Here is a 25,642-nt window from a genome sequence, read left to right as displayed (position 1 = left end):
GACGATCGCGGCTCAAACGCTACCCACCTTATCGTTTCGTATTTTATATCCACGCAGAAAACCGGCCCGGCATCGCAGTGCTGTAAACAACAGACCGCCGAAGCCGGACCGCAGGCGGCCTGATGCCTTAGTGCCGGTTCCGCCCTGGTTTCCGGGAACTGGTGCCGGCTTTCTCGCTACGCTTGGCCGCCGCCCGCCGTTCACGCGAGGTGGTCCCCTTCAAGGCTTCAGGCTTGGCGGGAGCGGCTCGTTTTGTACGTCGCTGCCCAGCCTGATCAGGCTGGGCAGCGACGGCTTTGCTCAATTCCTTGAAGCCGGTGCCCTTTACCAACCGGAACTCGATGCGGCGCGCCTCGAGATCGACACGCGATACCTGAACCTGCACCGCATCGGTGAGCCGATAGCGAATACCCGTACGCTCGCCACGCAGTTCATGCATGGCTTCGTTGAACTGAAAATAGTCGGAACCCAGTTCGGACACATGCACCATGCCCTCGACGTGCAGGGTCTCGAGAGTGATAAAAACACCAAAGCTGGCCACACCCGTAACCCGGCCGCTGAAGACCTCGCCCACATGCTCCTTCATGAACCAGCATTTCAACCATGCTTCCACGTCGCGCGAGGCATCGTCAGCTCGACGCTCCCGGGCGGACAGCAACACGCCGAGCTTCTCCCAAATGGCGTGTTCGCGCTCACCCCGTGGCAGCGCCGCCGAGGCAGCCACATCGTCGATCTGCGGAACATACTGTTTACCCGCAAGAATCGACTTGATGACCCGATGCGTCAAGAGATCGGGATAACGACGGATGGGCGATGTAAAGTGCGTGTAGTGCTCATACGCCAGGCCAAAATGCCCCATTTGCTCGGGGCTGTATATGGCTTGCTGCAAGGATCGCAGGCACATCGTCTGCAACACTTCAAAATCGGGCCGGCTACTGGCTGCCTGGACCAGTTGAGCGTAATCGTGCGTGCTCGGATCATCGCCGCCGTTAAGAGTCAGGCCCAGGTTGCGTAAATATTCACGCAAGGCTTTCAGTTTTTCGGGAGTGGGCCCTTCATGCACCCGGTACAGACCCTGGCGCTTGTTGCGCACCATGAAATCGGCCGCGCACGTGTTCGCGGCCAGCATGCATTCTTCGATCAGGCGATGCGCATCATTGCGCGTATAGGGGACGATTTTTTCAATCCGGCCCAAGGGATTGCACAGGATCTTGGTCTCGACCGTGTCGAAATCAATGGCGCCGCGCTTGACTCTGGCGGGAGCGAACAGCAGGTAAAGCTCATAAAGATTCTGCAGATGCGGCAGGACATTCAGCATGGTTTGAGCAGCCGGCCCGGTTGGCTGCTGCAAGGCGGCCCAGACATCGGTATAAGTTGTACGGGCGTGCGAATGGATAACCGCTTCGTAAAATTGATAAGCGCTGACCGTCCCGGCCTTGGCGCCACTGGCGTGGATCACCATGTCGCACACCATCACCAGGCGATCGACCTTGGGATTAAGCGAACAAATTCCGTTGGACAGCGACTCGGGCAGCATCGGAATCACGCGGCGCGGAAAATACACACTGGTGCCGCGTTCGAGCGCGTCATCGTCAAGCGCATCGCCCACGCGCACATAATGGCTCACATCGGCAATTGCGACCAGCAAACGCCACGCAGTTTTTTTGCGCTTCTCCGTGCCAACATCGATGGGCATGCAAAATACCGCATCGTCAAAATCGCGCGCATCTTCGCCATCTATCGTCACGAACGGCACATCGCGCAAATCGATGCGGCCTTTTAGTTCGCCCGCTTTTACCGTGCCCGGCAGCTTGGCCGCCTGCTTCACGGATTCTTCGGAAAAATCCAGCGGAACATCGAATTTGCGCACCGCAATTTCAATTTCCATACCTGGATCATCGATTTCACCCAGCACTTCGACGACACGCCCCAAGGGCTGGGTATGGCGCGTAGGCTGCTGAACGATTTGAACCGTCACAACCTGCCCATGTTCGGCGCCCGCTGTATCGGCAGCCGGGATCAGGATATCGTGCTTGATGCGCTGATCCTCGGGAGCCACGATAAGTGCGCCCCGCTCTTTCAGGAAGCGGCCAACCAGCTTGTTGGTGCGCCGTTCGACCACTTCGACAATGGTCGCCTCGGGCTTGCCCCGGTATTCGCCATCGGGCTTGGCCAGCACCCGGTCGCCATGCAGCACTTTCAGCATTTCCCGCGGCGATAAAAACAGGTCGGGACCGCCATCGTCGCGCATCAAAAAGCCAAAGCCATCGCGGTGGCCCTGCACACGCCCGGCAATAAAATCGGGCTTGCTGCTTATCGACACCTGGCCTTGAGGCGTAAAGAACAATTGCCCGTCCCGCTCCATGGCTTTGAGGCGGCGCTCGAATCCAGTGGAAACAGGCACCGACGCGCCCACAGACTTGGCAAATGCATCCAGCGCTACAGGCTGTGCCGACGCGCGCAATTGCTTCAGAATCACTTCGCGGCTAGGGACATCAGGGTCAAAATCGGGAGGCAATTCAGACAAACCGTTAGAGATCTCGTTCTTATTAGCTTCGTTTTTAGATCGTTTGGTCAAAAGATAAATTTCCGTTTAATTAAAAAATAAGTTATACTTGCGCCTCTTAACGAATTGGCTCAGGCCAAAACGTTTTGCCCAGGTGGCGGAATTGGTAGACGCGCATGGTTCAGGTCCATGTGCCGCAAGGTGTGGAGGTTCGAGTCCTCTCCTGGGCACCAAAAATGATTACAGAGCACCCCGTAAGTCGTTGATTTACGGGGTTTTTTGTTGCCTCGTGGGGACAGCCTTGGGGACGACTTGGGGACAGTATAGCTTTTTGGCGTTTTGCCCCGTGTTTTTCTGCCCAATTCCTGAAACTCCAAAATCACCATCTTTGGGGACGGCATCGTCCTAAAATGTCTGGAAACCGCATGGATAAAGAGCATTGCGCCCCCTGCCAAGCATCGCCAGATTTTAGAGCATATTCATATGCGCCTCAACGAAAACCGATGGATACGGCAACACGCTGCAACACATTTCCCGGCGGCTTTCGCTTTCGCATCAGGCCGCAATCAATATCCGCCGCATGGTGATGTGTTCAATGCCAGCCTCTATATAGGTTTCGCCCTGGGCCACGAAGCCGTGCGCTTCGTAAAAGGCACGCGCATGAACCTGGGCCGACAGCACCACTTCGGGGTACTGCCGCCGGCGAGCCTCGTCGACCAAGGCTGTCAATAGCCTGGAACCCACACCCAGACCGCGATGCGTGGCACGCACCGCCATGCGGCCTATATGGGCGTTGCGCAGCAAACGCCCAGTGCCGACAGGCCTGCCGTCCCGGCCGAACGCCACGGCATGCACGCAATGGGCATCCTCCTGATCGCGTTCTTCTTCGACAGGCACATGCTGCTCCTGTACGAAGACCTCGTACCGGACTTCCATGGCCGGCTCTTGGTACGTTTCCCAATTGCCTAAAACCAGTGTGATTTGCTCGATCAAGAAAGACTCCCCGCGCGACATTCGACAGTACTAGGCGGCGTGGCCGCTACGCCGCGATTTTAAGCCCCACTATGCCCAAAATAATCAAACCCACACTGATCAATCTGGGCAGGCTGGCCGAATCGCCAAACAGAATGATTCCCAGGATGACAGTTCCGACAGCCCCCACGCCCACCCAAACCGCGTAGGCGGAGCCCACCGGCAGAGTTTTCATTGCAACTCCCAACAGGGCAACGCTAACCACCATGCTGGCGACGGTACCCACAGAGGGCCACAAGCGGGTAAAACCTTCGGTATATTTAAGGCCAATGGCCCAACCGATTTCAAACAGGCCAGCGACAACGAGAATAAGCCAAGACATACTGTGCTCTCTAAGCAAGAGGGTCGTCCCTGTTTAAATATTGGAGCGGTGAGGTCGTCCTCACTTCCTGAAGAGCTGGGATTTTACTACTATCAACCATTTATCCACCGCCGCGCCAACCGCATTCTCAAGTCCTCCATGACAATTCTCTCCGCCGCCGCAGCCCTGGCCATATTTGTCGGCACACTGTTCTTGGTGATCAGGCAACCCTGGCAAATAGGCATAGGCTGGAGCGCCCTGCTTGGAGCGGCAGCCTGCCTGGTACTGGGTTTGATACACCTGAGCGATATAGCCGAAATCTGGCGGATTGTCTGGAATGCCACCGCCACCCTGATCGCCATCATTATTACCAACTCCATTCTTGACGAAGCCGGTTTCTTCAAATGGTTCGCCCTGCACGTCGTTCGATGGGGCCGCGGCAGGGGAATCGCACTTTTTATCTTGATAACTCTATTTGGAGCGGGCATTTCAGGTCTGCTGACCAACGATGGGGCCGCGCTGATACTGACTCCCATCGTCATCGAGATTCTGCTGGCTCTCGGGCTTTCCGGCGCCCCTCTGTTCGCCTTTGTCATCGCCGCCGGTTTCATCTCGGATACGGCCAGTCTGCCGCTCAGCATTTCGAACCTGGTGAATATCCTGTCGGCCGACTTCTTCAGGATAGGCTTTGGCGATTATGCGGCCGTCATGCTGCCCGTGAACATGGTGGCAATCGCCATCAGCCTGATCGTGCTGTGCCTGTATTTCAAAAAACTGGTGCCGCACCGCTACGCTATCGGGAACCTGCCTGCGCCCGCATCGGGAATCCGCGACCGGCAAACCTTTCACGCCGGCTGGATAGTCCTGCTTCTGACTCTTGCAGGGTTTTTCACACTGGGCCGTTTCCACATTCCCACCAGTGCCATCGCGGGAACAGGGGCATGCGTTCTGCTTGCCGTGGCGGGCCGCAACCACATCGTCGGCACACGCCGCCTGCTGCGTCTGGCGCCATGGAATATCGTTTTTTTCTCCCTGGGCATGTACTTGATCGTGCTGGCCCTGCGCAACGCCGGACTCACCGCGTGGCTTTCAGCCTTGTTCCAGTTTTTCGCCGACTCGGGCTTATGGATTGCCACGCTGGGCACCGGGTTCATGGCCGCTTTTTTATCATCGGTAACCAATAATCTGCCCGGTGTACTGCTGGGCATGCTGTCGATACAAGACACCCACGCGCCCGAGCTGGTGCAGCACGCCATGATTTACGCCAACATCATAGGCAGCGACCTGGGGCCAAAAATTACCCCTATCGGCAGCCTGGCAACGCTGCTTTGGCTGCATATACTGGCTCGGCGCGGCATTAATATTGGCTGGGGCGCTTATTTTCGCACAGGCATCGTGTTAACGTTACCCGTTTTGCTGGTCACTCTTATCGCCTTGGCGGCATGGCTGCAAATTACCTACTAACTATGCTATAAATTTTTATATAATAATTAGCTATAAGAGAATATCCATATATTCGTTTTAGAATAAGCCTCCTGCCGCTAGACTCTGCTTTCATGGCGAATCCGCCTCGCCCCACTTTCAGATCCCCTATATGAATACGTTAGTCTCCGCGTTGAATCCCGCTGCACCCTCTCTGTCGTCGCGCATCAACTACAAGCCGCTAATCGTATCGTTAGTTTTGCTTGCCATCGGCGCCAATTACCTGAATCAGGAAGTCGGCTGGCGCCAAAGCTCGCTGTGGATCGTGGGGGCCTTGCTGGGCGTCACGCTCTACCATGCTTCATTCGGGTTTACCCAAGCCTGGCGAGTCTTCGTTTCCGATGGCCGCGGCGCGGGCTTGCGTGCGCAAATGGTCATGCTGGCACTGGGCGTCGTGCTGTTCTTTCCATGCCTGGCGCAAGGCAGCCTGTTCGGCCAGCACGTTTCGGGAATTGTCGCCCCCGCCAGCTTGTCGGTGGTGATTGGAGCCTTCGTTTTCGGCATAGGCATGCAGCTGGGCGGCGGCTGCGCCTCGGGTACGCTGTTTGCCGTGGGCGGCGGCAGCACCCGCATGATCATTACCCTGTTCAGCTTTGTGGCGGGCTCGGTACTGGCCACGATCAATTTCACCTGGTGGGCCACGCTCCCCTCATTGCCACCAACCTCTCTGGTCAAAGAATGGGGGTGGCCGGTCGCCCTGGCCGCCAACCTGGTGGTGTTCGCGCTCATCTACTGGCTTACGACCCGCATCGAAAAACGCCGCCACGGCGCGCTTGTCAAGCCGGCCGGCATCGAACGCAAGCCGTTGTGGCAGCTTATCCGCGGCCCCTGGCCGCTGGTCTGGGGCGCGATCGCACTGGTACTGCTCAATTTTGCCACGCTGGCCATCTCCGGGCGCCCATGGGGCATCACCTCGGCCTTCACGCTGTGGGGCGCCAAGGCACTCGATGCGGGCGGATCCGATGTCGCTTTCTGGCAGTACTGGGCCAATGATCAAGACACGCTGTTTGCACCGATACGCCAGGACGTCACTTCGGTGATGGATATCGGCATTATGCTGGGTGCCCTGGCGGCGGCCTCGCTGGCGGGTCGTTTCGCACCCATATGGAAAGTCCCCTTTCGGTCGCTGCTGGCGGCCATATTGGGAGGCCTGATGCTGGGTTTCGGCGCTCGCCTGGGATGGGGCTGCAATATCGGCGCCTACTTCAGCGGCATGATTTCAGGCAGCCTGCATGCATGGATCTGGTTGCCCAGCGCCTTCATGGGCAGCATCCTCGGCGTACGGCTGCGTCCCCTGTTCGGCCTGTCGGTCGAAAAAACCCAGCGCCTGAGCGCTTGCTGAGCCGGCGGCGTCTCCAAGGGGAGATGAGCGGCAGAGCCAATGGGTGTTGGTGGGGACGGCCCTCGCGGCCGTCCAATTCTGGTATGGTTCGACACAAGGAACCTCTAGGATCAATCCATGGATCGCTTGCTCACACGCTACACCGCATTTTACCTGGCCATACTCGGCACATTGGTCACCCTGGGCCTGGCATTGGCCTTCACCGCATGGTGGTTGATCGCAACCCTGGTTTTCGCCGCGCTCGTGGCGGTGGGAATCGCCGACCTGACCCAAACCCGCCACGCCATCCGGCGCAACTACCCCATCATCGGCAATCTGCGTTTCATATTCGAATTCATCCGGCCGGAAATACGCCAATACTTTCTCGAAGACGACACCCAGCAATTGCCGTTCTCCCGCTCCGATCGATCGCTGGTCTATCAGCGCGCCAAACAGCAGATCGATAAACGTCCATTTGGCACCCAGCGCGACGTCTACGGCACCGACTACGAGTGGATCAATCATTCCATGGATCCGGCACATCCGAAAGACAGCGACTTTCGCATCGATCTGGGCGGCCCCGACTGCACCCAGCCCGTTTCCCTGTCTGTGCTGAACATTTCGGCAATGAGTTTCGGCGCGCTTTCGGCCAATGCCGTCATGGCCCTGAACAAAGGGGCCGCGTTGGGCAATTTTGCCCACGACACCGGCGAAGGCGGCGTCAGCCGCTACCACCTGGCCCATGGCGGTTCGCTGATCTGGAATATCGGTTCGGGCTACTTCGGATGCCGCGACGAACAGGGCAATTTTTCAGAGCAGGCGTTTGTCGAACGGGCGAAGCAGGACAGCATCAAGATGATTGAAATCAAGCTGTCGCAAGGCGCCAAGCCTGGCCATGGCGGCATCCTGCCCGGCCCCAAGGTGACTCTCGAAATCGCCGCCGCCCGGGGCGTGCCCGCCTGGCAAGACTGCAATTCGCCATCCAAGCACAGCGCCTTCAACACCCCCGTCGAACTGATGCAGTTCGTCGCACGCCTGCGCACGCTTTCCGGTGGAAAACCCGTGGGCTTCAAACTGTGCGTAGGCCACCCGTGGGAATGGTTCGCCATCGCCAAAGCCATGCTGAAAACCGGCATCACCCCCGACTTCATTGTGGTGGATGGCGCCGAGGGAGGCACCGGCGCGGCACCCATCGAATTCGTGGACCATGTGGGAACGCCCTTGCGCGAAGGGCTGCGCCTGGTTCACAACACGCTGGTCGGCATAGGCCTGCGCGAGCAAATCAAACTGGGGGCTTCCGGAAAAATCATCAGTGCTTTCGACATGGCGCGCACACTGGCCATGGGGGCCGACTGGTGCAACAGCGCCCGCGCGTTCATGTTCGCCATAGGCTGCATACAGGCCCAGACCTGTCATACGGGCAATTGCCCCACTGGCGTTACGACTCAAGACCCGAAGCGGCAGGCAGGCCTGGTGGTCGGCGACAAATCCGTACGGGTAGCCAGCTTCCACAAGAACACATTGAAAGCCCTGGGCGAATTGCTTGGCGCAGCCGGGCTCGAACACCCCTGCGAGCTTCGCCCGCATCATATTGCCAGACGCATACCCAGCGGTGAAGTCCGGGTGCTGTCGGCCCTGTTCCCCGACCTGGAAAAAGGCGAGTTGCTGGACGGGAAGTTCCGGCAAACCATATTCAGGGTCGCCTGGCCCATGGCGCAGGCCGAATCGTTTGCACCAACCCACAGCCTAAGCGCCGCGTTATCCGGCAACATCACGCCAATGCCTGTCGATGCATCATGAGACGGTCCAACGGCCTGGCCACGGCCCAGCGCCCTAGCGCGAAATTCGCTGCGAACCGATTCCTGCATCGATGGTTCCATAAAACTCGACCCCCGACCGAGGCGACGCATTCGACGTTCCCCTTGCTGTCGTGTCCGGCGGCGAAGACGGGCTGGCGCAGGCGGCAAGCAGTGCCGCCAGAACGCAAATTGATAATATTTTCATACCTAGTATTTGCCCTGAGTTGCCAAATAAAAAAATTGGTATTATCGTGAAGTCACTGCCTCAAAGGCAGTTCAACTACTCTCAAGGGTAGTTCATAAAACACTGCTTTTTAGCGGTGTTCACTGCCATCCAGGCAGTAAGGCCCTGCCAAAAGGTGGGGCCTTTATATTTCCACCCTCGTATGTCACCAGGCCATTTTAGCCATTCCGCCCGGGCTCGCCGGCTTGGCGAAAATCCAATTGAAAAGCGGCCCCTCGGCCCGCACATCCATCTTAAATTATGCTATAGTTCTGGGCTTTGGCGCATTAGCTCAGCCGGTTAGAGCGACGGAATCATAATCCGCAGGTCCCCTGTTCGAATCAGGGATGCGCCACCAAAGATATCAAGGGGTTAGCAACAGCTAGCCCCTTTTCATATCCGCCATTTGTCAACAAAGTGCCAACCGCGGAAAGACTTCAAGCCTGGGAACGCTGATGCCGCCAAAACAAGCGCCGGCCTCATGGTTGCAGAGTGGAAAACCGGCAACATCAGCAGTTCCCACCAATCCGTCAACAAGACGGCTATGTGCCTTCGCCAAGGAAAGTGTATTGCAGGGATTTTCTCATTGTTCCTTGCCAGACTGCTTGCCCAATACCTTACAGAGCGCTTTGCCAAAGAGATCCGGTGTCGCGAGCGGGCCATCCGCACTCGGCCAACGATGAATCTGCACTACACCTGATCGGCGCTCCCCTGGCCGGAAAAAACAAGGTTCGGCGGGAAAGGCGGCATCTCAATATAGACGAATTCGCGAAGTGGGCTGCCGTCCACTCCGCTACTATCATCGCTGACAATGTCATCCACCTGCATAGCTAAAAACGAGAAGGAACGTCAGCAGACAGACCGGAGAAACTACAGCATATTTTGACTTGTAATGATTAGTTATTAAATAGGGCTTTGTATTGTTGCAATTCACACTTTTTGCTACCCTAATTTACCTGATTAGATCAACGCTATGTATCAGCTGTTATCTGGGACGATGTGGAGCGATGTGCAGCGCCACAACATTTCGACACGAATTGATCTCCTTCGTCGATATAAGCTGCACGGTCGCTAACAACGTGTGTTGTGCGGTCATCGGCGAATAATCGCCAGCCGAACGATGGGAGTCAATCAGGCTAACCTATCTTTGAACATAAAGGAGAATCTCTTATGTCAGACGGCTGCTGGGTGCAATTCTGGGATCACAATGACTTTGCAGAGCCAACTCGTCGTATCGACGCCGAAGGGCCTACGAAGTCAGTCAATAACATGGACGACTATAAACAGTCGGACGGGGACAAACTAGGAGACGAACCGGATTCATTGAAGACGGGTTCACGCACTTGGCTGTGGGTTTACACGAAACGTGACTTCCAGGGGGTTGCTGTAGGTTTTGGCCCTAGTTCTGAAATAGGAAATTTAGATGAATACGGCGTGGGGGGAGATATTGAAAGTTTCAAAATGTATGATCACTATCCACCGGGGTTCGTTGACGCGCGCAAAGGTGGCGTGACGCCGATTGCCATAGAGTTAGCCGAAGATGACGACATTGTCAGTGCCGAAACGGTCAATTCCTACTTACGCAACGTTATAGCCTATGGCATTGAGCAAATCCCGGTGATCGGCGGCCTAATTACTGCCACCATAGGCGCTTTCTGGCCGAGCCCCAATAACAATGATCAATTGTGGGGCTGCGCTCAAAATTATCTGAACCAGGCTATTGCCGGTGTCTACTGGCAGATAAAATATGACGGGCTCCAGAATTCACTCGACACCCTTCGGAAAGCCGCAATTGCTTATGTGGAGGTTCCCGAGGAGGATCAATCGTACAAAACATGGAATTTCCGCAATCTGTACGATACTATCAACAATCTAGAATCATTCTTCATGCCTCCAGACAAAAATCCACAAAACACGTACTTGTTTGTGGTTCCGTATGCCACTTTGCGATTGGCGACGCTGCGGGAGAACCTAGAGCATTATGTCTATTACTACGGTAAGGAACCATCGCCAGAAACTCGCAACAAACTAATAGAAGGAATACAAAGTTCCATTGCTAAATACCAAGAACATATAAATACCGCACGTGACAATATCCTTTTGGCACGCAAGGATCAGATAATGATTCGAGAAGAAGGCGCGTCAAAGACGTCATATCTGATTGATCTGTACAACGGGTACCGAGACAGCGGGTACCGATCATACGATCCAAACTGCAATAATCTGTTGTACCTGAAAGAGCAATATTCGGACCAAGTGCTCAATAAGCTGGCGCTAACCTTGGACACTCACAATGCCATTGGACAGCTTTGGAAATACTTCGATCCGAATGCTTCCACAGAGCCCATCACACCTCCCACATTGAACTATGCTGTGGGACCTTATGGCGCGTACCAGAATGTTCCAACATTTAGCCAAACGGCGGAATCAGGCTCAATCAGCCGTGCCACCTTGTGGACAGGCACCTTGGTGGATGCCCTTGAACTGACTATAGACGGAGCTCCGCAAGGGCGTGTTGGGTCCACAGGCGGTGGCGGCGAGAAGCCTTTGGAGCTAGCACAGGGAGAACGTATCGTGTCAGCGAAAGGCTACGAAACCGGCCTTATCAATGCTCTGGGCTTTACCACCAGCACGGGCCAGTCAATCTACGGTGGTGAGAGCGGTGGCGGCTGGCAGTTTGACGTGCAGCCATTGGAAAATACCAGTAATACCCGATTGACTGGGCTATCTGGATACGCTGGCACAGGCTCAGCAAGCGACAAGCGCAACAACATCAAGGCAATAACCTTCCACTGGGAATGTGATTTATCAATTACACGGGAGGAAGGCAGCGAGTAACAAAACGATTGTCACCCAGGAATTGCAGGCCCTTCGAGAAATCGGGGGGCTTTTTCTTGCTCCGCAAAAATAGGCCGGCTCCGCAAAAGCATTCAAGGTTTCGTGGAACGGCCAAGCGCGTAACCCCGACACGCGGTCGCGGCCACGCCAATAAACGAAACTTGCTCTTTCAAATTGGCAGTGCTAGCGTGCCACAAATGATAGCGCTGTCATTTCGACGCGACAAAGACAATATTGGAAACATACTCATGGCAGAACAACAGCCTCGCTACTTTCAAGCCGACGCTTTGACGGCATTGGCAACCGGCCTGTTCACAGCGGCGGGGCTGGCATCGCCACGGGCCGCATGTGTGGCCCGGCTGCTTGTACTGACCGACATGATGGGCCGCACCACCCATGGCCTGGCGCAATGCAAGCCCTATCTGGACCAACTGGAACAAGGCGGCATGTCTGCCAGCGGCGACTACACGGTGGTCAAAGATACCGGCCCGACCGTCGTCTGGGACGGCAACTATCTGCCCGGCCTCTGGCTGGTGGAAACCGCCTTGCAGACCGGCTTCGAACGCCTGCCGCAGCATGGCGTGGTCACCTTTTCCATCCGCCGCAGCCACCATATAGGCTGCCTGGCCGCGCTGGTGAAACAGGCAACCGATCGCGGGTACTATGCCATGCTGCTTTCCTCCGGACCGCATGGCAAATACGTTGCGCCTTATGGCGGGACGGTGCCGCTATTCAGTCCCAACCCCATTGCCATTGGCTACCCCACCGCGCAGTCCCCGGTACTGGTGGATACCTGCGCGTCGATCACTACCGTCTCGATGACGCGGGAAAAAGCGCAGGCGGGCGGACTATTCGAGCAGGCTTGGCTTCTCGACCCGCAGGGCAAGCCCACTCACGATCCCCGCTACCTTGAGCAAACCACGCCCCGTGGCAGCCTGATGCTGCTGGGTGGTGTCGAAGCCGGCCACAAGGGCTTCGGCCTGGCACTCATGGTAGAGGCGCTGACCCAAGGACTGAGCGGATTCGGCCGCAAAGACGCGCCTGAACGCTGGGGCGCCAGCGTCTATCTGCAACTGATCGATCCGGACGCCTTCGCGGGCCGTGAATCCTTCGTCGAGCAAATGGAATTCCTGGCGCAAGAGTGCCGCGCCAATCCGCCGATCGACCCAGATCAGCCGGTACGACTGCCAGGCGAAAAGGCGGACAGGAACATTGCCCATGCCCGCAAGCATGGCGTACCCGTTAGTCCTTCGACACTACAGGCATTACGAGATTACGCGGCCAGGCTCAAGGTCGACGATGAAATACTCGCTCCGAGTTAGCCAGACCTTTTATACCCATCACCAGCTAGTAAAGGAGATAGCCATGGCCGATCCGTTTTCCCGCCCCACATTCGGCGCTGCATTGTTTTACAAAGACCCTTTTGCCGCACTCGACTGGCTCGAAAAGGCCTTCGGTTTTGAGCGTTCAATGGTTATCACCGATACCGAAGGCCAGCTTGGCCACTCGGAAATGAAATTCGGCGACGGCTACATAATGATCGGCAGCGAATGGGCCGAACATGCAGCGAGTCCTGTGTCCGTGCATGGCAAGAACACTCAGTCGGTCCATGTGCAGTTAAAGGACGGCATCGACGAACACTGCGCACGTGCGCGCGCGGCCGGCGCGGTGATCACGCGCGAGCCGGAAGACCAGTTCTATGGCGACCGCGTCTATGCCGCGCGCGACCCGGAAGGCCACGTGTGGAGTTTCGGCCAGACCGTGCGCACCGTGACCCGCGAAGAAGCCGAGCAGGCCAGCGGCCTGAAAATCGACGGATGGGTCTGAATCCATGGGTATAAGGCCCATCGCCCCAAAGAACCCAAGGCGTGGCTGGAACAAACCGGGCAATTGCGGTCTACGCTTCTGAAATAAATTTTGGCAACAAACGTGAAACATATTTATAATATAAGAAAGTTTGTTACAGCCAATATAGTGACAATTCGCAGGCATGCAATTCGAATGGTCACCTTCCCGGGACAGACGCAATGCCAGGCGGCCAGTTTCATGAAGAAAGCCATATTGAAACTCCGCCATTGCTGCGCCACTGGCGCGGGCTAGGCATCTGGAACCTGTATTTTCTGGCGAAGTTTGCGTTGCTTTGGGGTGGCTTTCTAGATTTCCACCCACTCGCCAACTTGACATTTGCAGCGGCCTTGCTTGTGCCGCTCCCTCCTGTCTGGCTACATCGGCTACGCCATATTGTTGCCATCCCCGCAGGCGTGGCGCTGTTTTATTACGACACCTGGCTGCCGCCGGCAAGCCGTCTTCTGACCGGTGCCGAAGAAATTTCCAAATTTTCCACTGATTATTTGCTCGAATTGGTGCAACGCTTCATTGATGTACCGATGATAGGCGCAGCGCTGGTGCTGCTGGTTGCCTATTTATTTCTGTCCCAGTGGCTCAGGGCGACCGTGTTTACAGTAGCGGCACTTTTATACGTGGCACTGCCCAGCCTGCCCAAACCTATCGTCACACAAGCTATTGTCCATGCGGCCGTAAACACCCCTGCCCAGACAGCGGCGCAACTTGCCACCGCTACCCCTGCCTCAGACGCGACAGCAAAAGCAGCGCCGCTACCCCCCACCAGCGCCAATCTCGAAGCACATCTACAGGCATTCTACAAATACGAAAAAACACGCAAGACGGCGTTTCCGCCGATAACAGGTCATGCAAGTCCATTCGATCTCTTGATTTTGAATATCTGCTCGCTATCCTGGGCCGATCTGGAAGATGTAAATCTGAGCAATCATCCATTATTCGGAAAGATGGACATCATTTTCGATAATTTCAATTCAGCGACATCGTACAGCGCCCCCGCGGGAATCCGGCTCTTGCGAGCCAGTTGCGGGCAAGAGCCTCACTCGGCACTGTATAAACCGCCCGCCTCCGGCTGTTTCCTGCTCGAAAACCTGCACGAGCTCGGCTTTACAACATCGCTGGCGCTTAACCACGATGGCAAATACGGCGGCTACCTGGACACGCTGCGCACCCAAGGCCAACTACCGGCGCCAACAGTCAAAACAGCACAATTGCCTCGTGCACTGAATGCTTTCGACGGTTCGCCCGTATGGCGCGACCTCGATGTGTTGAACGCCTGGTGGCAACAGCGGCAGCAAACTCCGGCACAGCGCGAAGCCTTGTTCTACAACACAATTACGCTGCACGACGGCAATCGATTCATCATCCCCAATGGTGGCAGCAAACGGGCGGAATATCAGCCCCGCCTGCAGGCTTTGCTGGATGACCTGAGCACTTTTCTAGCCGAGCTTGAACGCAGCGGCCGGCCTGTAGTCGTGCTGATCGTGCCCGAACATGGGGCCGCGTTGCGCGGCGACCGCCTGCAGATTGCCGGGCTGCGCGAGATCCCAAGCCCCGACATTACGCACGTTCCCGTTCTGGTCAAACTGATTGGCGTCAAAACACCACATCAAGGCGGGCCAATCCAAATCAGCGACCAAAGCAGTTTTCTGGCCCTGTCTGAAATAGTTTCGCGCCTGCGCGACGGCAAGGCCTTCTCTGCACCCGATTTCGACTGGCAGGCCCTGGTGAAAGACCTGCCGAAAACCGAAAGAGTGTCGGAAACGGATAGCTCCATCGTCATGTTCTATCAGAATTCGCCCTACATCCGCCTGGGAGATTCCGGATGGCAGGAGTACCCGCATTAACAGCCTCACCGACAAAAGAAAAGGCCGCCATGAATCAAGCCACGCTTACCGCATCGAAAGACGACATCGAATCGTTGATGAAAAATTTGAATCTGCCAGGGCTGCAATACAAAGAGCTCACAGACCAGGAGGATCGGCGTGCAATTTTGGAACGCTGGCCCCTGCTGGCAGAACTTGCCGCCTTGCCTGACAAGCAGGCGGCAACATGATGCACGCCGCATTTCGCGGCATACGAGGTGGTGTGGGAACCACCTCGACAGTGGCGGCCATAGGCAATGCGCTGCATGCCATGGGTGAAACCGTGCTGATGATCGATCTTGCTCCCGAAAACCTGCTGCGCCTGCACTTTGGCATTCCATTGACCGACCCAGGCGGCTGGGCCACAGCCCAGGTAAACGGCGGCGCCTGGTATGACACCGCCCGCGAGATCAAACCAGGGCTTCATCTGCTTCCCTTTGGGCAACCGGCCCGATCGGAGCGCTCCAACACGTCTCATGCCTTAAACACATTATGGGAAGCCTGGCCCAACCATTTAGCCGCATTATCGAACCGCTATGGCATGATTCTTGTCGATCTGCCCGTGTCCGAACCCGCCGCTTTGCCGCTCATGTCCGAATGCGAACTGCGCATCACGACCATGGAGGCTGATCCGGCCAGTTGCGCCCTGCTGCACAACCTCCCGCATCGGGACGACTGCCAATACCTGATCACCCGCTTCGATCCCCTTAGTCATTTACAGCGCGACATACGGCTGCTATGGCAGGGTCAACTGGGTAATGCAATGATTCAGCAAGTGGTGCATCGCGATGAATCCATACCCGAGGCCCTGGGCCAAAAACAACCAGTTGGCGATTATCGCCCGCAAAGCCTGGCTGCGCAGGACGCAGCGAGCCTGGCATCGTGGTGCCGGGCATGGCGGGGGACGAAGTCATGATCGGCGTTCGCCTGCAGCTGCTGCTGACCCGACCGGCATGCCACGCGCTGGCGATTCGCTACAAGCATTTTCAACAAAAGCGCCAGGCTTCGACGCCTACCGCCGCTTTGCTCACGCTTGGATATCTGTTGGCGTACAGCCTGTTGCGGCTCGATTCACCATCGTGGCAAGCCGTGCTGGACCCACAGCATGGCGGATTTGCACATCTGTTCCGAAGCCGTCCAAAACCGGCCGATCCCTTGCGCTATTTTATTCAAAGCCTGTGGCTGATCTGTGTCAGGCAACCCTTGCTGGACAAGCCATCGCCGGCCGGCGGAAAACCACTCATATCAGCAGCGAAGCGCCTGCTGGCGCGCTGCCGCGCCTGGTATCTCTTGCACATGGAACAAATTCCAGAGAGGATTTCGCGCAATCGCGGTGTGGAAGCCAGCCTGGCAGCGTTGGGACACATGCGCGCCGGCAGCCGCCACATCATACTCGGCGCGACTATCGCCGTAACCGCGGCGTTGGCGGCACTGTGTATTACCCAGCCATTCAACTGGAAAGCGCAGCTTGTTTTTGTCTTGATATTGTGGGCTGTAGCGATGGTCGTGCGACGCATGCCGGGACGCTTCTCCATCATGATACTGGTTGTCCTTTCGGTTATTGTGTCGTGTCGATACTTGTGGTGGCGTTATACCGCCACGCTGAACTGGGACGACAACACTGACCTTTTTTTCGGCATAACTTTGCTGATAGCGGAAACCCATGCCTGGGTCGTATTGATGCTTGGATATATCCAGACGCTATGGCCCCTGGACCGCAAGCCAATGCAGCTCCCGCAAGACAGCCGTACCTGGCCCGTGGTCGATGTGCTTATCCCCACCTACAACGAAGATTTGAGCGTAGTGCGCCGCACCGTCCTTGCCGCAACGGGGCTGGACTGGCCCAAGGACAAGCTGCATATCTATATTTTGGACGACGGCAGGCGCAGTGAATTTCGCGAGTTTGCTGACCAGGCCGGTGTGGGCTACATCACGCGCCCCGACAACCGACATGCCAAAGCGGGCAATCTTAACCATGCGTTGGCCCAAACCCATGGCGAACTGCTGGCCCTTTTCGACTGCGATCATATCCCCACCCGATCGTTCCTGCAGTTGACCACCGGCTGGTTCCTGCAAGAGAAAAACCTGGCCCTCGTGCAAACACCGCACCAATTCTTTTCACCGGACCCGTTCGAGCGCAACCTGGGCAACTTCCGCAGCCAGCCCAACGAAAACATACTGTTCTACAGCCTGACGCAAGACGGCAATGACACCTGGGATGCCACCTTCTTTTGCGGTTCTTGCGCCGTGCTGCGACGTTCGGCGATCGACGCAATAGGGGGTTTTGCCGTTGAAACCGTAACTGAAGATGCCCACACAGCGCTGCGACTGCATCGTGCCGGCTATTCCTCGGCTTACCTGCGCATTCCACAAGCCGCCGGGCTGGCCACTGAAAGTCTTTCGGCTCATATAGGGCAGCGCATACGCTGGGCTCGTGGAATGGTGCAGATTTTCCGCACAGACAATCCCATGCTGGGTAAAGGATTATCGCTGTGTCAGCGGCTTTGCTACCTGAACGCCACCCTGCATTTTCTGGCGGGCCTGCCGCGGCTCATCTTCCTGCTTGCCCCACTGGCATTCCTGCTGCTTCACGCCTACATCATTTATGCGCCGGCCATTGCCATCGTTCTGTATGTGTTGCCGCACATGATCCACGCCAGCCTGACCAGCTCGCACATGCAAGGCCAATATCGCCATTCATTCTGGAGCGAGGTCTATGAAACTGTCCTGGCCTGGTACATAGCCTGGCCTACCACTGTTGCCCTGATCCGGCCAAGCAAAGGTCTCTTCAATGTCACGGCGAAGGGAGGACTGATCGATAAACAATATTTCGACTGGGCCATATCCCGGCCGTACCTCTGGCTGGCCACACTGAATCTGCTGGGCATTGGATTCGGCATCTGGCGGCTGGCGGCTGGGCCTCGAGATGAAATCCTGACGGTCATCGTCACCATGCTCTGGGTTGCCTACAATCTTGTCATCATTGGCGCGGCGGTAGCCGTCGCCGCGGAAACACGCCAGGTACGACAGTCGCCGCGCGTTGCCACGGAACTGCCGGCCGCCCTGGGCCTGCCCAACGGCCATTTCTACCCGGTTGTATTGAACGACTACTCCGATAATGGCGTCAGCCTGACGACGAATGAACCCGATCTCGTCAACAAGGGGACTGCCATCACGGTGCTATTGCAGCGCGGGCAGCGGGAATTTGCCTTTGCGGGAACCATCGTACGTACGCAAGCCAACAATATTAGCGTGCTCCTCGAACGGATGGATGAGCATCAATACCGCAATTTCATGCTATGCACATACGCTCGCGCCGACGCATGGCTAAGCTGGTCGTCCGGCTTTCAGACGGACAAACCTCTGCATAGCCTGTACAACCTGGTCGCAACCAGTGTACGCGGCTACATCCGCCTTGCCACATACACCCCTCGCCCGATCCGCGCACCATTGAAAGGCATCGCGTCACTTGCTCTTTGGATCATGTCTTTTCTGCCGCGCCCCATCTCGGCACCTTCTTCATCCTTATCTTACAGGCCGGCTCCCAAATGAAAAGTGCAATTTCAATCAAATACTGGCTGGTCGTGTCGGCATTGATTTGCGCACAATTGCTGGCTTGCGGAAGAATGGCTATTGCAGCCGAGATTTCTCCGGGCGCGTTCAAAAACACGATAACATTCGAGCAGCTCGGCAAGGCACAAGACTTGGCCTTGCAAGGCATACATACCAGCGAACAGATCGATTTCAGCCTTCAACGCGATCGTATCGCCACCGGCGCAGCGCTAAACCTTATCTACACGCCCTCGCCCTCTCTCGTGCCCAGCTTGTCTCAAGTACGTGTTTTCCTGAATGACGAGCTCATGGCAGTGCTGCCCATCACTCAGGATCAATTAGGCAAGCAGGTCAAACAGCGTATCCCCCTGGATGCTCGCCGCATTATCAACTTCAACCGCGTACGGCTGGATTTCATAGGGCACTACGCCATGGTATGCGAGGATCCGGCAAATTCAGCTTTGTGGCTGAACATCAGCCGGGAAAGCAGCATAGATCTTGATCAACAGGCTCTGGCTTTGAAGAACGACCTGTCATATTTCCCTGAACCCTTTTTCGATTCCGGAACCCGCACAACACTGGAACTGCCCTTTGTATTTGCCGGCACGCCAAGCACCGAGGAACAACGCGCCGCGGCAATTCTGGCTTCGTATTTCGGAGGCAAGGCTGGCTGGCGAGGCGCGCGCTTCCCCGTTGAATTCAACACCTTGCCACGGCATCACGCCATCGTGTTCGCCACCAATGACAAGCGGCCGGACTTTCTGCGCAACTACCCTAAAGTCCAAGGCCCTGTCGTCGACATGATAAGTCAGCCGGACAATCCCTACGCGAAATTGTTGCTGGTGCTGGGGCGCAACGATGCGGATCTCGTCCAGGCGGCGACCGCTCTGGCGCTGGGCAGCCCATTGTTCCGAGGAAACAGCGTCAGCATAAACAGCGTGCAGGTACTCGAGCCTCGAGTCCCTTACGATGCACCGAACTGGGTACACACCGATCGCCCCACCCCTTTTTCGACACTCATCGATTATCCCGAACAGCTGCAGACTTCGGGATTACGTCCGCACCCGATTGAACTGACCCTGAATCTGCCGCCAGATCTCTTTATCTGGCGCAGCCCAGGGATTCCGATGGAGTTGAAATACCATAACACTCCGCCGTCAACGGTCGACGAATCACGGCTAAATATCAGCGTCAATTCAAAGTTCATTGCCAGCTTTCCTCTGGCGCATGCCTCGCAACGAACCATAGTCGATAAGCTGCACATCCCGCTGCAGTCGGGCCAGCCGTATAACGCAGACGAAAACGTGTCGATGGCCGCATTAAGGCCCGGCATGAACAACACAATACGATTCGATTTTGCGTATGCCAGCACGATTGCGAGCGCGCAGCGAGACCGCTGCCAAACCTCGCTGCCGCCGGACATCAGGGCCGCGATAGACGACACGTCAACCTTGGATTTTTCCGGCTATAGACACTATATTGCGTTACCTAATCTCCAGACATTTACCAACTCCGGATTTCCCTACAGCCGCATGGCCGATCTTTCGGAAACGGTTATCGTCATGCCTGCCAAGGCCGGCCCCGCGCAAATCGGGACCATGCTCGATGTCATGGGCAATATCGGTGCTCGCACCGGTTACCCAGGATTTGGCGTCACCATCACTTCAGACTGGGATACGGCGTCGAAGAGGGACGCGGACTTGCTGGTTATCGGCTCGATGCCCGCCGATTTGCGCAACCGCCCCGATGTCAACCTGATACTGGATGCGGCTCACAGCCAACTCAGTCAAGCGCGTTCGCACAATACCGTGCCCGACCTGCTCGCGACCAATACATCAAGCGAACCCAACACAGCAGCCACTACTCGAATAGGCGTGGCTTCGACGGCTCCCATTGCTGCCATTGTGGGTATGCAGTCGCCATTTCACGAGCAGCGCAGCATTGTCGGCTTGCTGGCAAGCACGCCCGAAGACTACACCTTGCTGAGAACTGCTCTCGGCGATTCCGGCAAACGTGCGGCAATCAGCGGCTCGGTAGCCCTGGTACGCGATTCAGGCGTCTACAGTCAACAGGTAGGCCCCGTCTATTACGTCGGATCGCTGCCTTGGTGGGCACTGATATGGTATCGCCTGTATACACATCCAATCCTGATGGCCGCCGCATCGGGAATCGCCGTCTTTCTGATTGCATTTCTGCTCTGGTGCGCAATGCGTCGAATAGTTCGTCGCCGGTTGCCGGAACATAACAAGCCCTGATCCGTGAAAGCCATTGGCCTGATCCTCGCATTGCTTCTTCCGCTCGGCTCGAGCCTGGCGGGTGAATGCACGTGGGCGGGCTGGGAAGCATTCAAGCAGAATCTGATCTCATCGGACGGACGAGTGATGGATCCCTCGACGGCCACTCTGATGACCACATCCGAAGGCCAGAGCTACGCCATGTTTTTTGCCCTGGCTGCCAACGATCGCGTGATGTTTCGACGATTGTTGCGTTGGACCGAGGACAATTTGGCTGGCGGCGATATGACTTCGCGTTTGCCGTCCTGGTCCTGGGGCAAGCTCCAGAACGGCAACTGGGGCATCCTGGACCATAACAGCGCGTCGGACGCCGATCTATGGATCGCTTATAGCCTGCTGGAGGCCGGCAGGCTCTGGAACGAACACGGTTATGCGGCGCTGGGCACTCTGCTGATCCAGCGCATTGCACGCGAAGAAGTTGTGGAAATACCAGGCCTGGGCGTCATGTTGTTGCCAGGCAAAACCGGTTTTGCTTCGGACGGGGCCTGGCGCCTGAACCCCAGCTATCTTCCGCCTCAGGTGCTGGCGCGCCTAAGCTCAGTACCCGGGCCATGGGCTGCGGTAATGCGCAATGCATTCAAATTGCTCGAAGAAGCGACACCCCGCGGGTATGCACCCGACTGGGTTTCCTGGCAAACCGGGCGTGGCTGGCAAACCGATGCTCAAGATGGAAGCAGGGGCAGCTATAACGCGATTCGCGTCTACCTCTGGATCGGCATGCTGCACGCCGGAAGTGCCGAGAAAACCCGCCTGCTCGCGCACTTTGCGCCCATGGCCGAACTTGTCTCTCACAATGGCGTACCCCCTGAAACCATAAACACGCTTACGGGACAGGCTTCCGGGGTCGGGCCATCCGGGTTTTCCGCCGCACTGCTGCCATTCCTGGCCGGAACACCTGCCGCGGCAATGCAGCGAACACGCCTGGCGCGACGCCCGCCTGGCGCCCGCGCCTACTACGATCAGGTTCTGACACTCTTCGGAGAGGGCTGGGACCGGCACCACTTTCGATTCGACGAGGCGGGCCGGCTCATACCGGCCTGGACAACATGCGCGCATTGAATATCCTGATTATTGCGCTATGCGCCGTGCTGTGGCTCGGCATTAGCTACGCACAGCCGGCAAACACGGACCCCAGGCAATGGCTACTGGGCCAAATCCGGCTGGGAGAAGCCTTGTTTCGCGACGATATGATCCATGACTCTCTGGCGCGCCTCTATCAAATATCCCCCAACGATCCGCTCGGTCTGGAAGCGGAAATCCGGCTGGCGATACGCCACAACAATCTGCAAGGCGCACAGCGCCTGCTCGATCAGCTCCAGCGCAGCGCTCCGGATTCCGAAGCTTACCGACGGGCACGCTTGCTGCTTACCCTGCAGGGGCCGAAAGGCCACCAGGCACTGCAACACGCCAGGCTGCTGGCTTCCGCCGGCAGGCTCGATGAGGCAAGCGCTGAATACGATAAATTGCTGAATCACACCTTCCCTACGCCGGAATTGGCGCTCGAATACTGGAAGCTGCAAAGCCGCCTGCTCAAGGGCAGCGCACCTGCGCTGGCAGCGCTCTTAAAGCTGGACCGGGAATATCCTGGCAATATCCCCATCCGCCAGACATTGGTAAACCTGCTTTTTGCGGCAGACCGCGACGAGGAAGCCTTAAGCATGCTGCATGCACTTGCGACGGAGCCAGCCGCGCGCAACGCGGCGGCCCAACGCGAGTTCGACTATCTGAGCGCGCAACCGCCAAATCTCCTGACGGCAGGCCGCTGGGAAAAGTTCATGTCCCTTTATTCCGGTACGCCGGTCTACAAGCAGGCAGGCCAATCGCAAGCCGCCCTGCAAACGCTGCTGGGCAACCCGGCATGGCAAGCGGGACAACGAGGGCTTGCCTTGCTAGAGCAAGGCAAGAATACTCAGGCGGAAGCCGAGCTCAAGCTGGGCCTTGCAGCGTACCCCAACGATGCCGCGCTGCTTGGCGGACTGGGTATGGCGTATATGCGTACCAAGCAACGCGCGCAGGCTTTGGCCTACTTCAAACAGGCTCGCGATAAGGAAAGCGATGCGTATCGATCGGAAAAATGGGCCGACCTGATCGCATCGACAAACTATTGGCTGACCCTCGATCGCGCCGACACAGCCGCCAAGTCCCGCAACTGGCGCCTGGCCGAAAACCTGTACCGCCAGGCTTATGAACAGGACAAGAGCAATATAGAAGCGATACTGGGACTGGGTGATGTCGCCTGGGGGAAAGGCAATTCTGCTCAAGCAGAGCATTATTACCAACAGGCACGCCGTATGGAGCCCGCCAATACCGAAGCCTTGCGCGGATTACTGCGCATTTACGAAAAAGAATCGCCCCAGAAGGCAATCGCCTTTCTCGATACCCTGCCCGCCAAGTCCCTCAGACCTTTCTTGGCACTGCGCACCCGACTGGAGCTGGACCAATTAAAAACGCAAGCCGACAAAGCCACCGCCGACCGGCAACCGGCGCTGGCGGCCAGCCTTCTGGCGCGCGCGCAAAAACTGGCGCCCGACGATATCTGGCTTAGCTATCATCTGGCCCAGGCATACCAGGACCAAGGTCAACCCGTACTCGCCGATAAAACCTTTGAACAATTGCTGCAGCATCAAGGTCAAAATCCGGTAGCCCATTATGCCCAAGCGTTGTTCCTTTCCTCGCGCGACCAAAATGAACAAGCCCTTGCGACATTGCATGCCGTGCCGAAGGCAAGCTGGAATGCCGACATGCACACGCTTTCCCTGCGACTGGAACTTGACAGGCAATTGGCCTATGCCGATTCTTTGCGCGCCGCCGGCAACGAAGACAAAGCCATTGCAGTGCTGAATCAACACCCGGCCAACGATGCCATCGATAGCCGGCTGGCAGACTGGGCGGAGCAGCGCCACGACTATGCCCAGGCCCATGCCGCCTATGCCAGAATGCTGGCGCGCGACCCTGCCAATACCAGCGCACGCCTTGGGCAAATCGAAATCTGGATTGACGAAGGCAAGATCAAGCAAGCCCGGCATGCCCTGAAGACGCGCCCTCCGGCCATAGAACCTGCGGATACAAACAACCGGCGACGGCTTGCCAACGCCTGGGCAGCCGTGGGTGATGTCGAACAGGCAAGAACCATCATGAACCATTTGGTCGCGACACAGCAAACGCCGGATGCGCTGCTAATGCGCGATGCGGCACGGCTGGCGCGCAGGAATGATCCCCAGCGGGCACTGAACCTTTATGCCAGGGCCATGCAGGACAACGGCCTGATGCCGGCAACGGCGGCTCCGACCCGGGATGATTCCGCGCTCACGTACGCGACCCGGGCCAACGACAGCGACGACTGGTTGCGTCGCAGCCTGCGCAGCGATGTCGAAACCTTATATCAGCAACAAAACCCCATAGTACATTTGCACAATGAATTCTGGGGCCGTAACGATGGCACACCTGGCCTGTCGAACCTCACGGCCAATACCACTATTCTCCAGGCAGATCTGCCCTACAAGGGCGGCCAGGCTTTTTTCCGTACAGAGCAAGTCATCATGGATGCCGGCCGTTTCGATACCCGCGCCGACAACAGCTACGATGAGTCGTTTGGTACCTGTGCACTGCAGGCCTGTACCAGCGGCCAATCGCAACACGCTCAAGGCACGGGTCTGGCGCTGGGTTGGCACAACGACAGGATCGCAGCCGACATCGGCGTCACGCCTCTCGGCTTCAAGGTGGTGGACCCAGTCGGAGGAATTACCTACAAAGGCAGCTTGAAATCGCTAGGGTGGTCAGCCACCCTGTCACGCCGCGCCATGTCCAACTCATTGCTATCGTATGCGGGCGCTACAGATCCCAATACCGGAATAACATGGGGTGGCGTGCGCGCCACCGGCGTCAACCTTGGACTTAGCTGGGATCGTGGAGGACCGAACGGTGTCTGGGCCAATCTGGGATACCATCACCTTACTGGCAAAAACGTGGAAAGCAATGACCGTTTTCGGCTGATGGCCGGCTACTACCGCAGGTTGATCGATACGTCCAACCAACAGTTGACTATCGGGGTCAATACCATGCTGTGGCATTACTCCAAGGACCTCAGCGGCTATACGCTGGGCCAGGGTGGCTACTACAGCCCCCAGCACTATTTTTCGCTGTCCCTGCCCATACAATATGCTTGGCGCAATGATACATGGTCGTATCGGCTGAACGGATCGGTATCCTGGTCGCATGCGCAAACCAGTGCAAGCCCCAACTATCCAATCCAAAGTCTGATACCCAGCCCCATAGGAGCGGGAATAAACGACAGCTCCACCAGCGGAAGCAGCTCAGGCTTTGGTTACACTCTGGGCGGGCAGATCGAACGACGGATCAGCAGCCATGTCGTGATCGGCGCGGCCGTCGACATACAAAGGGCGAACGACTACAACCCCAGTCGAGCCATGCTTTACCTGCGCTATTCGTTCGAACCTTGGCATGGCAATCTTCCTCTGCCTCCCCAAACGCTCATTCCCTATGCGGATTTCTAGCGAATTCATCTCGATGCCTGAAAAGCTCCATCGACCGGCTCCGCAAAAACCCTCA

At 57.0% G+C, this 25,642-nt stretch carries 18 protein-coding genes and 2 tRNA genes; 16 read left to right on the top strand and 4 right to left on the bottom strand.

Going from position 1 to position 25,642, the window contains the following annotated elements; all coding sequences use genetic code 11:
• Window positions 1-127 precede the first annotated feature (127 nt).
• On the bottom strand, window positions 128-2,578 hold the full coding sequence (rnr, locus tag LSG25_RS00570; RefSeq protein WP_232742797.1) for a ribonuclease R: 2,451 nt from the start codon (window positions 2,576-2,578) through the stop codon (window positions 128-130).
• A gap of 76 nt (window positions 2,579-2,654) precedes the next feature.
• Here rnr and LSG25_RS00565 point away from each other — a divergent pair.
• A tRNA-Leu gene (locus LSG25_RS00565) sits at window positions 2,655-2,739 on the top strand.
• A gap of 322 nt (window positions 2,740-3,061) precedes the next feature.
• On the opposite strand, the gene LSG25_RS00560 is transcribed toward LSG25_RS00565, so the two are convergent.
• Both LSG25_RS00560 and sugE read right to left on the bottom strand, forming a co-directional pair.
• Window positions 3,062-3,499: a GNAT family N-acetyltransferase gene (locus tag LSG25_RS00560; protein ID WP_370635925.1), complete on the bottom strand. Its 438-nt coding sequence runs from the start codon at window positions 3,497-3,499 to the stop codon at window positions 3,062-3,064.
• A gap of 46 nt (window positions 3,500-3,545) precedes the next feature.
• A complete protein-coding gene (gene sugE, locus LSG25_RS00555) occupies window positions 3,546-3,860 on the bottom strand; it encodes a quaternary ammonium compound efflux SMR transporter SugE (protein WP_232742796.1) in 315 nt (104 codons plus the stop codon).
• A 138-nt stretch (window positions 3,861-3,998) separates the two neighbouring features.
• On the opposite strand from sugE, the gene LSG25_RS00550 reads away from it, so the two are divergent.
• From LSG25_RS00550 to LSG25_RS00540, 3 genes are all read left to right on the top strand, one after another.
• On the top strand, window positions 3,999-5,303 hold the full coding sequence (locus tag LSG25_RS00550; protein ID WP_232742795.1) for an arsenic transporter: 1,305 nt from the start codon (window positions 3,999-4,001) through the stop codon (window positions 5,301-5,303).
• A gap of 130 nt (window positions 5,304-5,433) precedes the next feature.
• Complete coding sequence (locus tag LSG25_RS00545; RefSeq protein ID WP_232742794.1) at window positions 5,434-6,663, top strand: YeeE/YedE family protein; 1,230 nt, start codon at window positions 5,434-5,436, stop codon at window positions 6,661-6,663.
• 117 nt (window positions 6,664-6,780) lie between these two features.
• A complete protein-coding gene (locus LSG25_RS00540; RefSeq protein ID WP_232742793.1) occupies window positions 6,781-8,442 on the top strand; it encodes an FMN-binding glutamate synthase family protein in 1,662 nt (553 codons plus the stop codon).
• A gap of 33 nt (window positions 8,443-8,475) precedes the next feature.
• Here LSG25_RS00540 and LSG25_RS00535 read toward each other — a convergent pair whose 3' ends face one another.
• Window positions 8,476-8,646, bottom strand: a complete 171-nt coding sequence (locus tag LSG25_RS00535; RefSeq protein WP_232742792.1) for a hypothetical protein — start codon at window positions 8,644-8,646, stop codon at window positions 8,476-8,478.
• Between the two features lie 299 nt (window positions 8,647-8,945).
• Here LSG25_RS00535 and LSG25_RS00530 point away from each other — a divergent pair.
• The 12 genes from LSG25_RS00530 to bcsC all read left to right on the top strand — a co-directional run bounded on the left by LSG25_RS00530 (window position 8,946) and on the right by bcsC (window position 25,587).
• Window positions 8,946-9,022 (top strand) — tRNA-Met (locus tag LSG25_RS00530).
• Between the two features lie 48 nt (window positions 9,023-9,070).
• Window positions 9,071-9,364 carry a hypothetical protein gene (locus LSG25_RS20465; protein ID WP_370635924.1) on the top strand — a complete coding sequence of 98 codons (294 nt, stop codon included), beginning with the start codon at window positions 9,071-9,073 and terminating at the stop codon, window positions 9,362-9,364.
• A gap of 470 nt (window positions 9,365-9,834) precedes the next feature.
• A complete protein-coding gene (locus LSG25_RS00525; protein ID WP_232742791.1) occupies window positions 9,835-11,502 on the top strand; it encodes a hypothetical protein in 1,668 nt (555 codons plus the stop codon).
• Window positions 11,503-11,750: 248 nt separating this feature from the next.
• Entirely contained in the window at window positions 11,751-12,824 is a 1,074-nt protein-coding gene (locus LSG25_RS00520; RefSeq protein ID WP_232742790.1) for an Ldh family oxidoreductase, read from the top strand.
• Between the two features lie 43 nt (window positions 12,825-12,867).
• Window positions 12,868-13,329, top strand: coding sequence for a VOC family protein (locus LSG25_RS00515; protein WP_232742789.1), 462 nt, complete (start codon window positions 12,868-12,870; stop codon window positions 13,327-13,329).
• Window positions 13,330-13,529: 200 nt separating this feature from the next.
• Window positions 13,530-15,209 (top strand): cellulose biosynthesis protein BcsG, encoded by a 1,680-nt coding sequence (gene bcsG, locus LSG25_RS00510; RefSeq protein WP_232742788.1) that lies wholly within the window; start codon window positions 13,530-13,532, stop codon window positions 15,207-15,209.
• Entirely contained in the window at window positions 15,188-15,418 is a 231-nt protein-coding gene (bcsR, locus tag LSG25_RS00505; RefSeq protein ID WP_232742787.1) for a BcsR/BcsP family cellulose biosynthesis protein, read from the top strand. Before bcsG ends, bcsR begins: the two co-directional genes overlap by 22 nt.
• The gene (gene bcsQ / locus LSG25_RS00500; RefSeq protein ID WP_232742786.1) at window positions 15,415-16,143 is read left to right on the top strand and encodes a cellulose biosynthesis protein BcsQ; all 729 of its coding nucleotides are present in this window, start codon (window positions 15,415-15,417) and stop codon (window positions 16,141-16,143) included. Before bcsR ends, bcsQ begins: the two co-directional genes overlap by 4 nt.
• Window positions 16,122-18,779 (top strand): UDP-forming cellulose synthase catalytic subunit, encoded by a 2,658-nt coding sequence (bcsA, locus tag LSG25_RS00495; RefSeq protein ID WP_232742785.1) that lies wholly within the window; start codon window positions 16,122-16,124, stop codon window positions 18,777-18,779. Before bcsQ ends, bcsA begins: the two co-directional genes overlap by 22 nt.
• Complete coding sequence (bcsB, locus tag LSG25_RS00490) at window positions 18,776-21,034, top strand: cellulose biosynthesis cyclic di-GMP-binding regulatory protein BcsB (RefSeq protein ID WP_232742784.1); 2,259 nt, start codon at window positions 18,776-18,778, stop codon at window positions 21,032-21,034. The genes bcsA and bcsB overlap by 4 nt, the downstream gene beginning before the upstream one ends.
• Before the next feature lie 3 nt (window positions 21,035-21,037).
• Complete coding sequence (gene bcsZ, locus LSG25_RS00485) at window positions 21,038-22,132, top strand: cellulose synthase complex periplasmic endoglucanase BcsZ (protein WP_232742783.1); 1,095 nt, start codon at window positions 21,038-21,040, stop codon at window positions 22,130-22,132.
• Window positions 22,120-25,587: a cellulose synthase complex outer membrane protein BcsC gene (gene bcsC, locus LSG25_RS00480; protein ID WP_232742782.1), complete on the top strand. Its 3,468-nt coding sequence runs from the start codon at window positions 22,120-22,122 to the stop codon at window positions 25,585-25,587. The genes bcsZ and bcsC overlap by 13 nt, the downstream gene beginning before the upstream one ends.
• The last annotated feature ends 55 nt before the right edge of the window (window positions 25,588-25,642 follow it).

The sequence above is a fragment of the Paralcaligenes sp. KSB-10 genome (assembly GCF_021266465.1).
In the GTDB taxonomy this organism is placed as follows: Bacteria; Pseudomonadota; Gammaproteobacteria; order Burkholderiales; family Burkholderiaceae_B.
Note: the sequence above shows the minus strand (reverse complement) of the source record. Positions and strands in the feature narration are given on the sequence as shown.

Bases quoted from the DNA above. Each gene is read 5' to 3' on its own strand.
- sugE (WP_232742796.1), bottom strand. From the start codon at position 3,860: ATGTCTTGGCTTATTCTCGTTGTCGCTGGCCTGTTTGAAATCGGTTGG.
- LSG25_RS00550 (WP_232742795.1), top strand. From the start codon at position 3,999: ATGACAATTCTCTCCGCCGCCGCAGCCCTGGCCATATTTGTCGGCACA.
- LSG25_RS00545 (WP_232742794.1), top strand. From the start codon at position 5,434: ATGAATACGTTAGTCTCCGCGTTGAATCCCGCTGCACCCTCTCTGTCG.
- LSG25_RS00540 (WP_232742793.1), top strand. From the start codon at position 6,781: ATGGATCGCTTGCTCACACGCTACACCGCATTTTACCTGGCCATACTC.
- LSG25_RS00535 (WP_232742792.1), bottom strand. From the start codon at position 8,646: ATGAAAATATTATCAATTTGCGTTCTGGCGGCACTGCTTGCCGCCTGC.
- LSG25_RS00525 (WP_232742791.1), top strand. From the start codon at position 9,835: ATGTCAGACGGCTGCTGGGTGCAATTCTGGGATCACAATGACTTTGCA.
- LSG25_RS00520 (WP_232742790.1), top strand. From the start codon at position 11,751: ATGGCAGAACAACAGCCTCGCTACTTTCAAGCCGACGCTTTGACGGCA.
- LSG25_RS00515 (WP_232742789.1), top strand. From the start codon at position 12,868: ATGGCCGATCCGTTTTCCCGCCCCACATTCGGCGCTGCATTGTTTTAC.
- bcsG (WP_232742788.1), top strand. From the start codon at position 13,530: ATGCCAGGCGGCCAGTTTCATGAAGAAAGCCATATTGAAACTCCGCCA.
- bcsR (WP_232742787.1), top strand. From the start codon at position 15,188: ATGGCAGGAGTACCCGCATTAACAGCCTCACCGACAAAAGAAAAGGCC.
- bcsQ (WP_232742786.1), top strand. From the start codon at position 15,415: ATGATGCACGCCGCATTTCGCGGCATACGAGGTGGTGTGGGAACCACC.
- bcsA (WP_232742785.1), top strand. From the start codon at position 16,122: ATGGCGGGGGACGAAGTCATGATCGGCGTTCGCCTGCAGCTGCTGCTG.
- bcsB (WP_232742784.1), top strand. From the start codon at position 18,776: ATGAAAAGTGCAATTTCAATCAAATACTGGCTGGTCGTGTCGGCATTG.
- bcsC (WP_232742782.1), top strand. From the start codon at position 22,120: ATGCGCGCATTGAATATCCTGATTATTGCGCTATGCGCCGTGCTGTGG.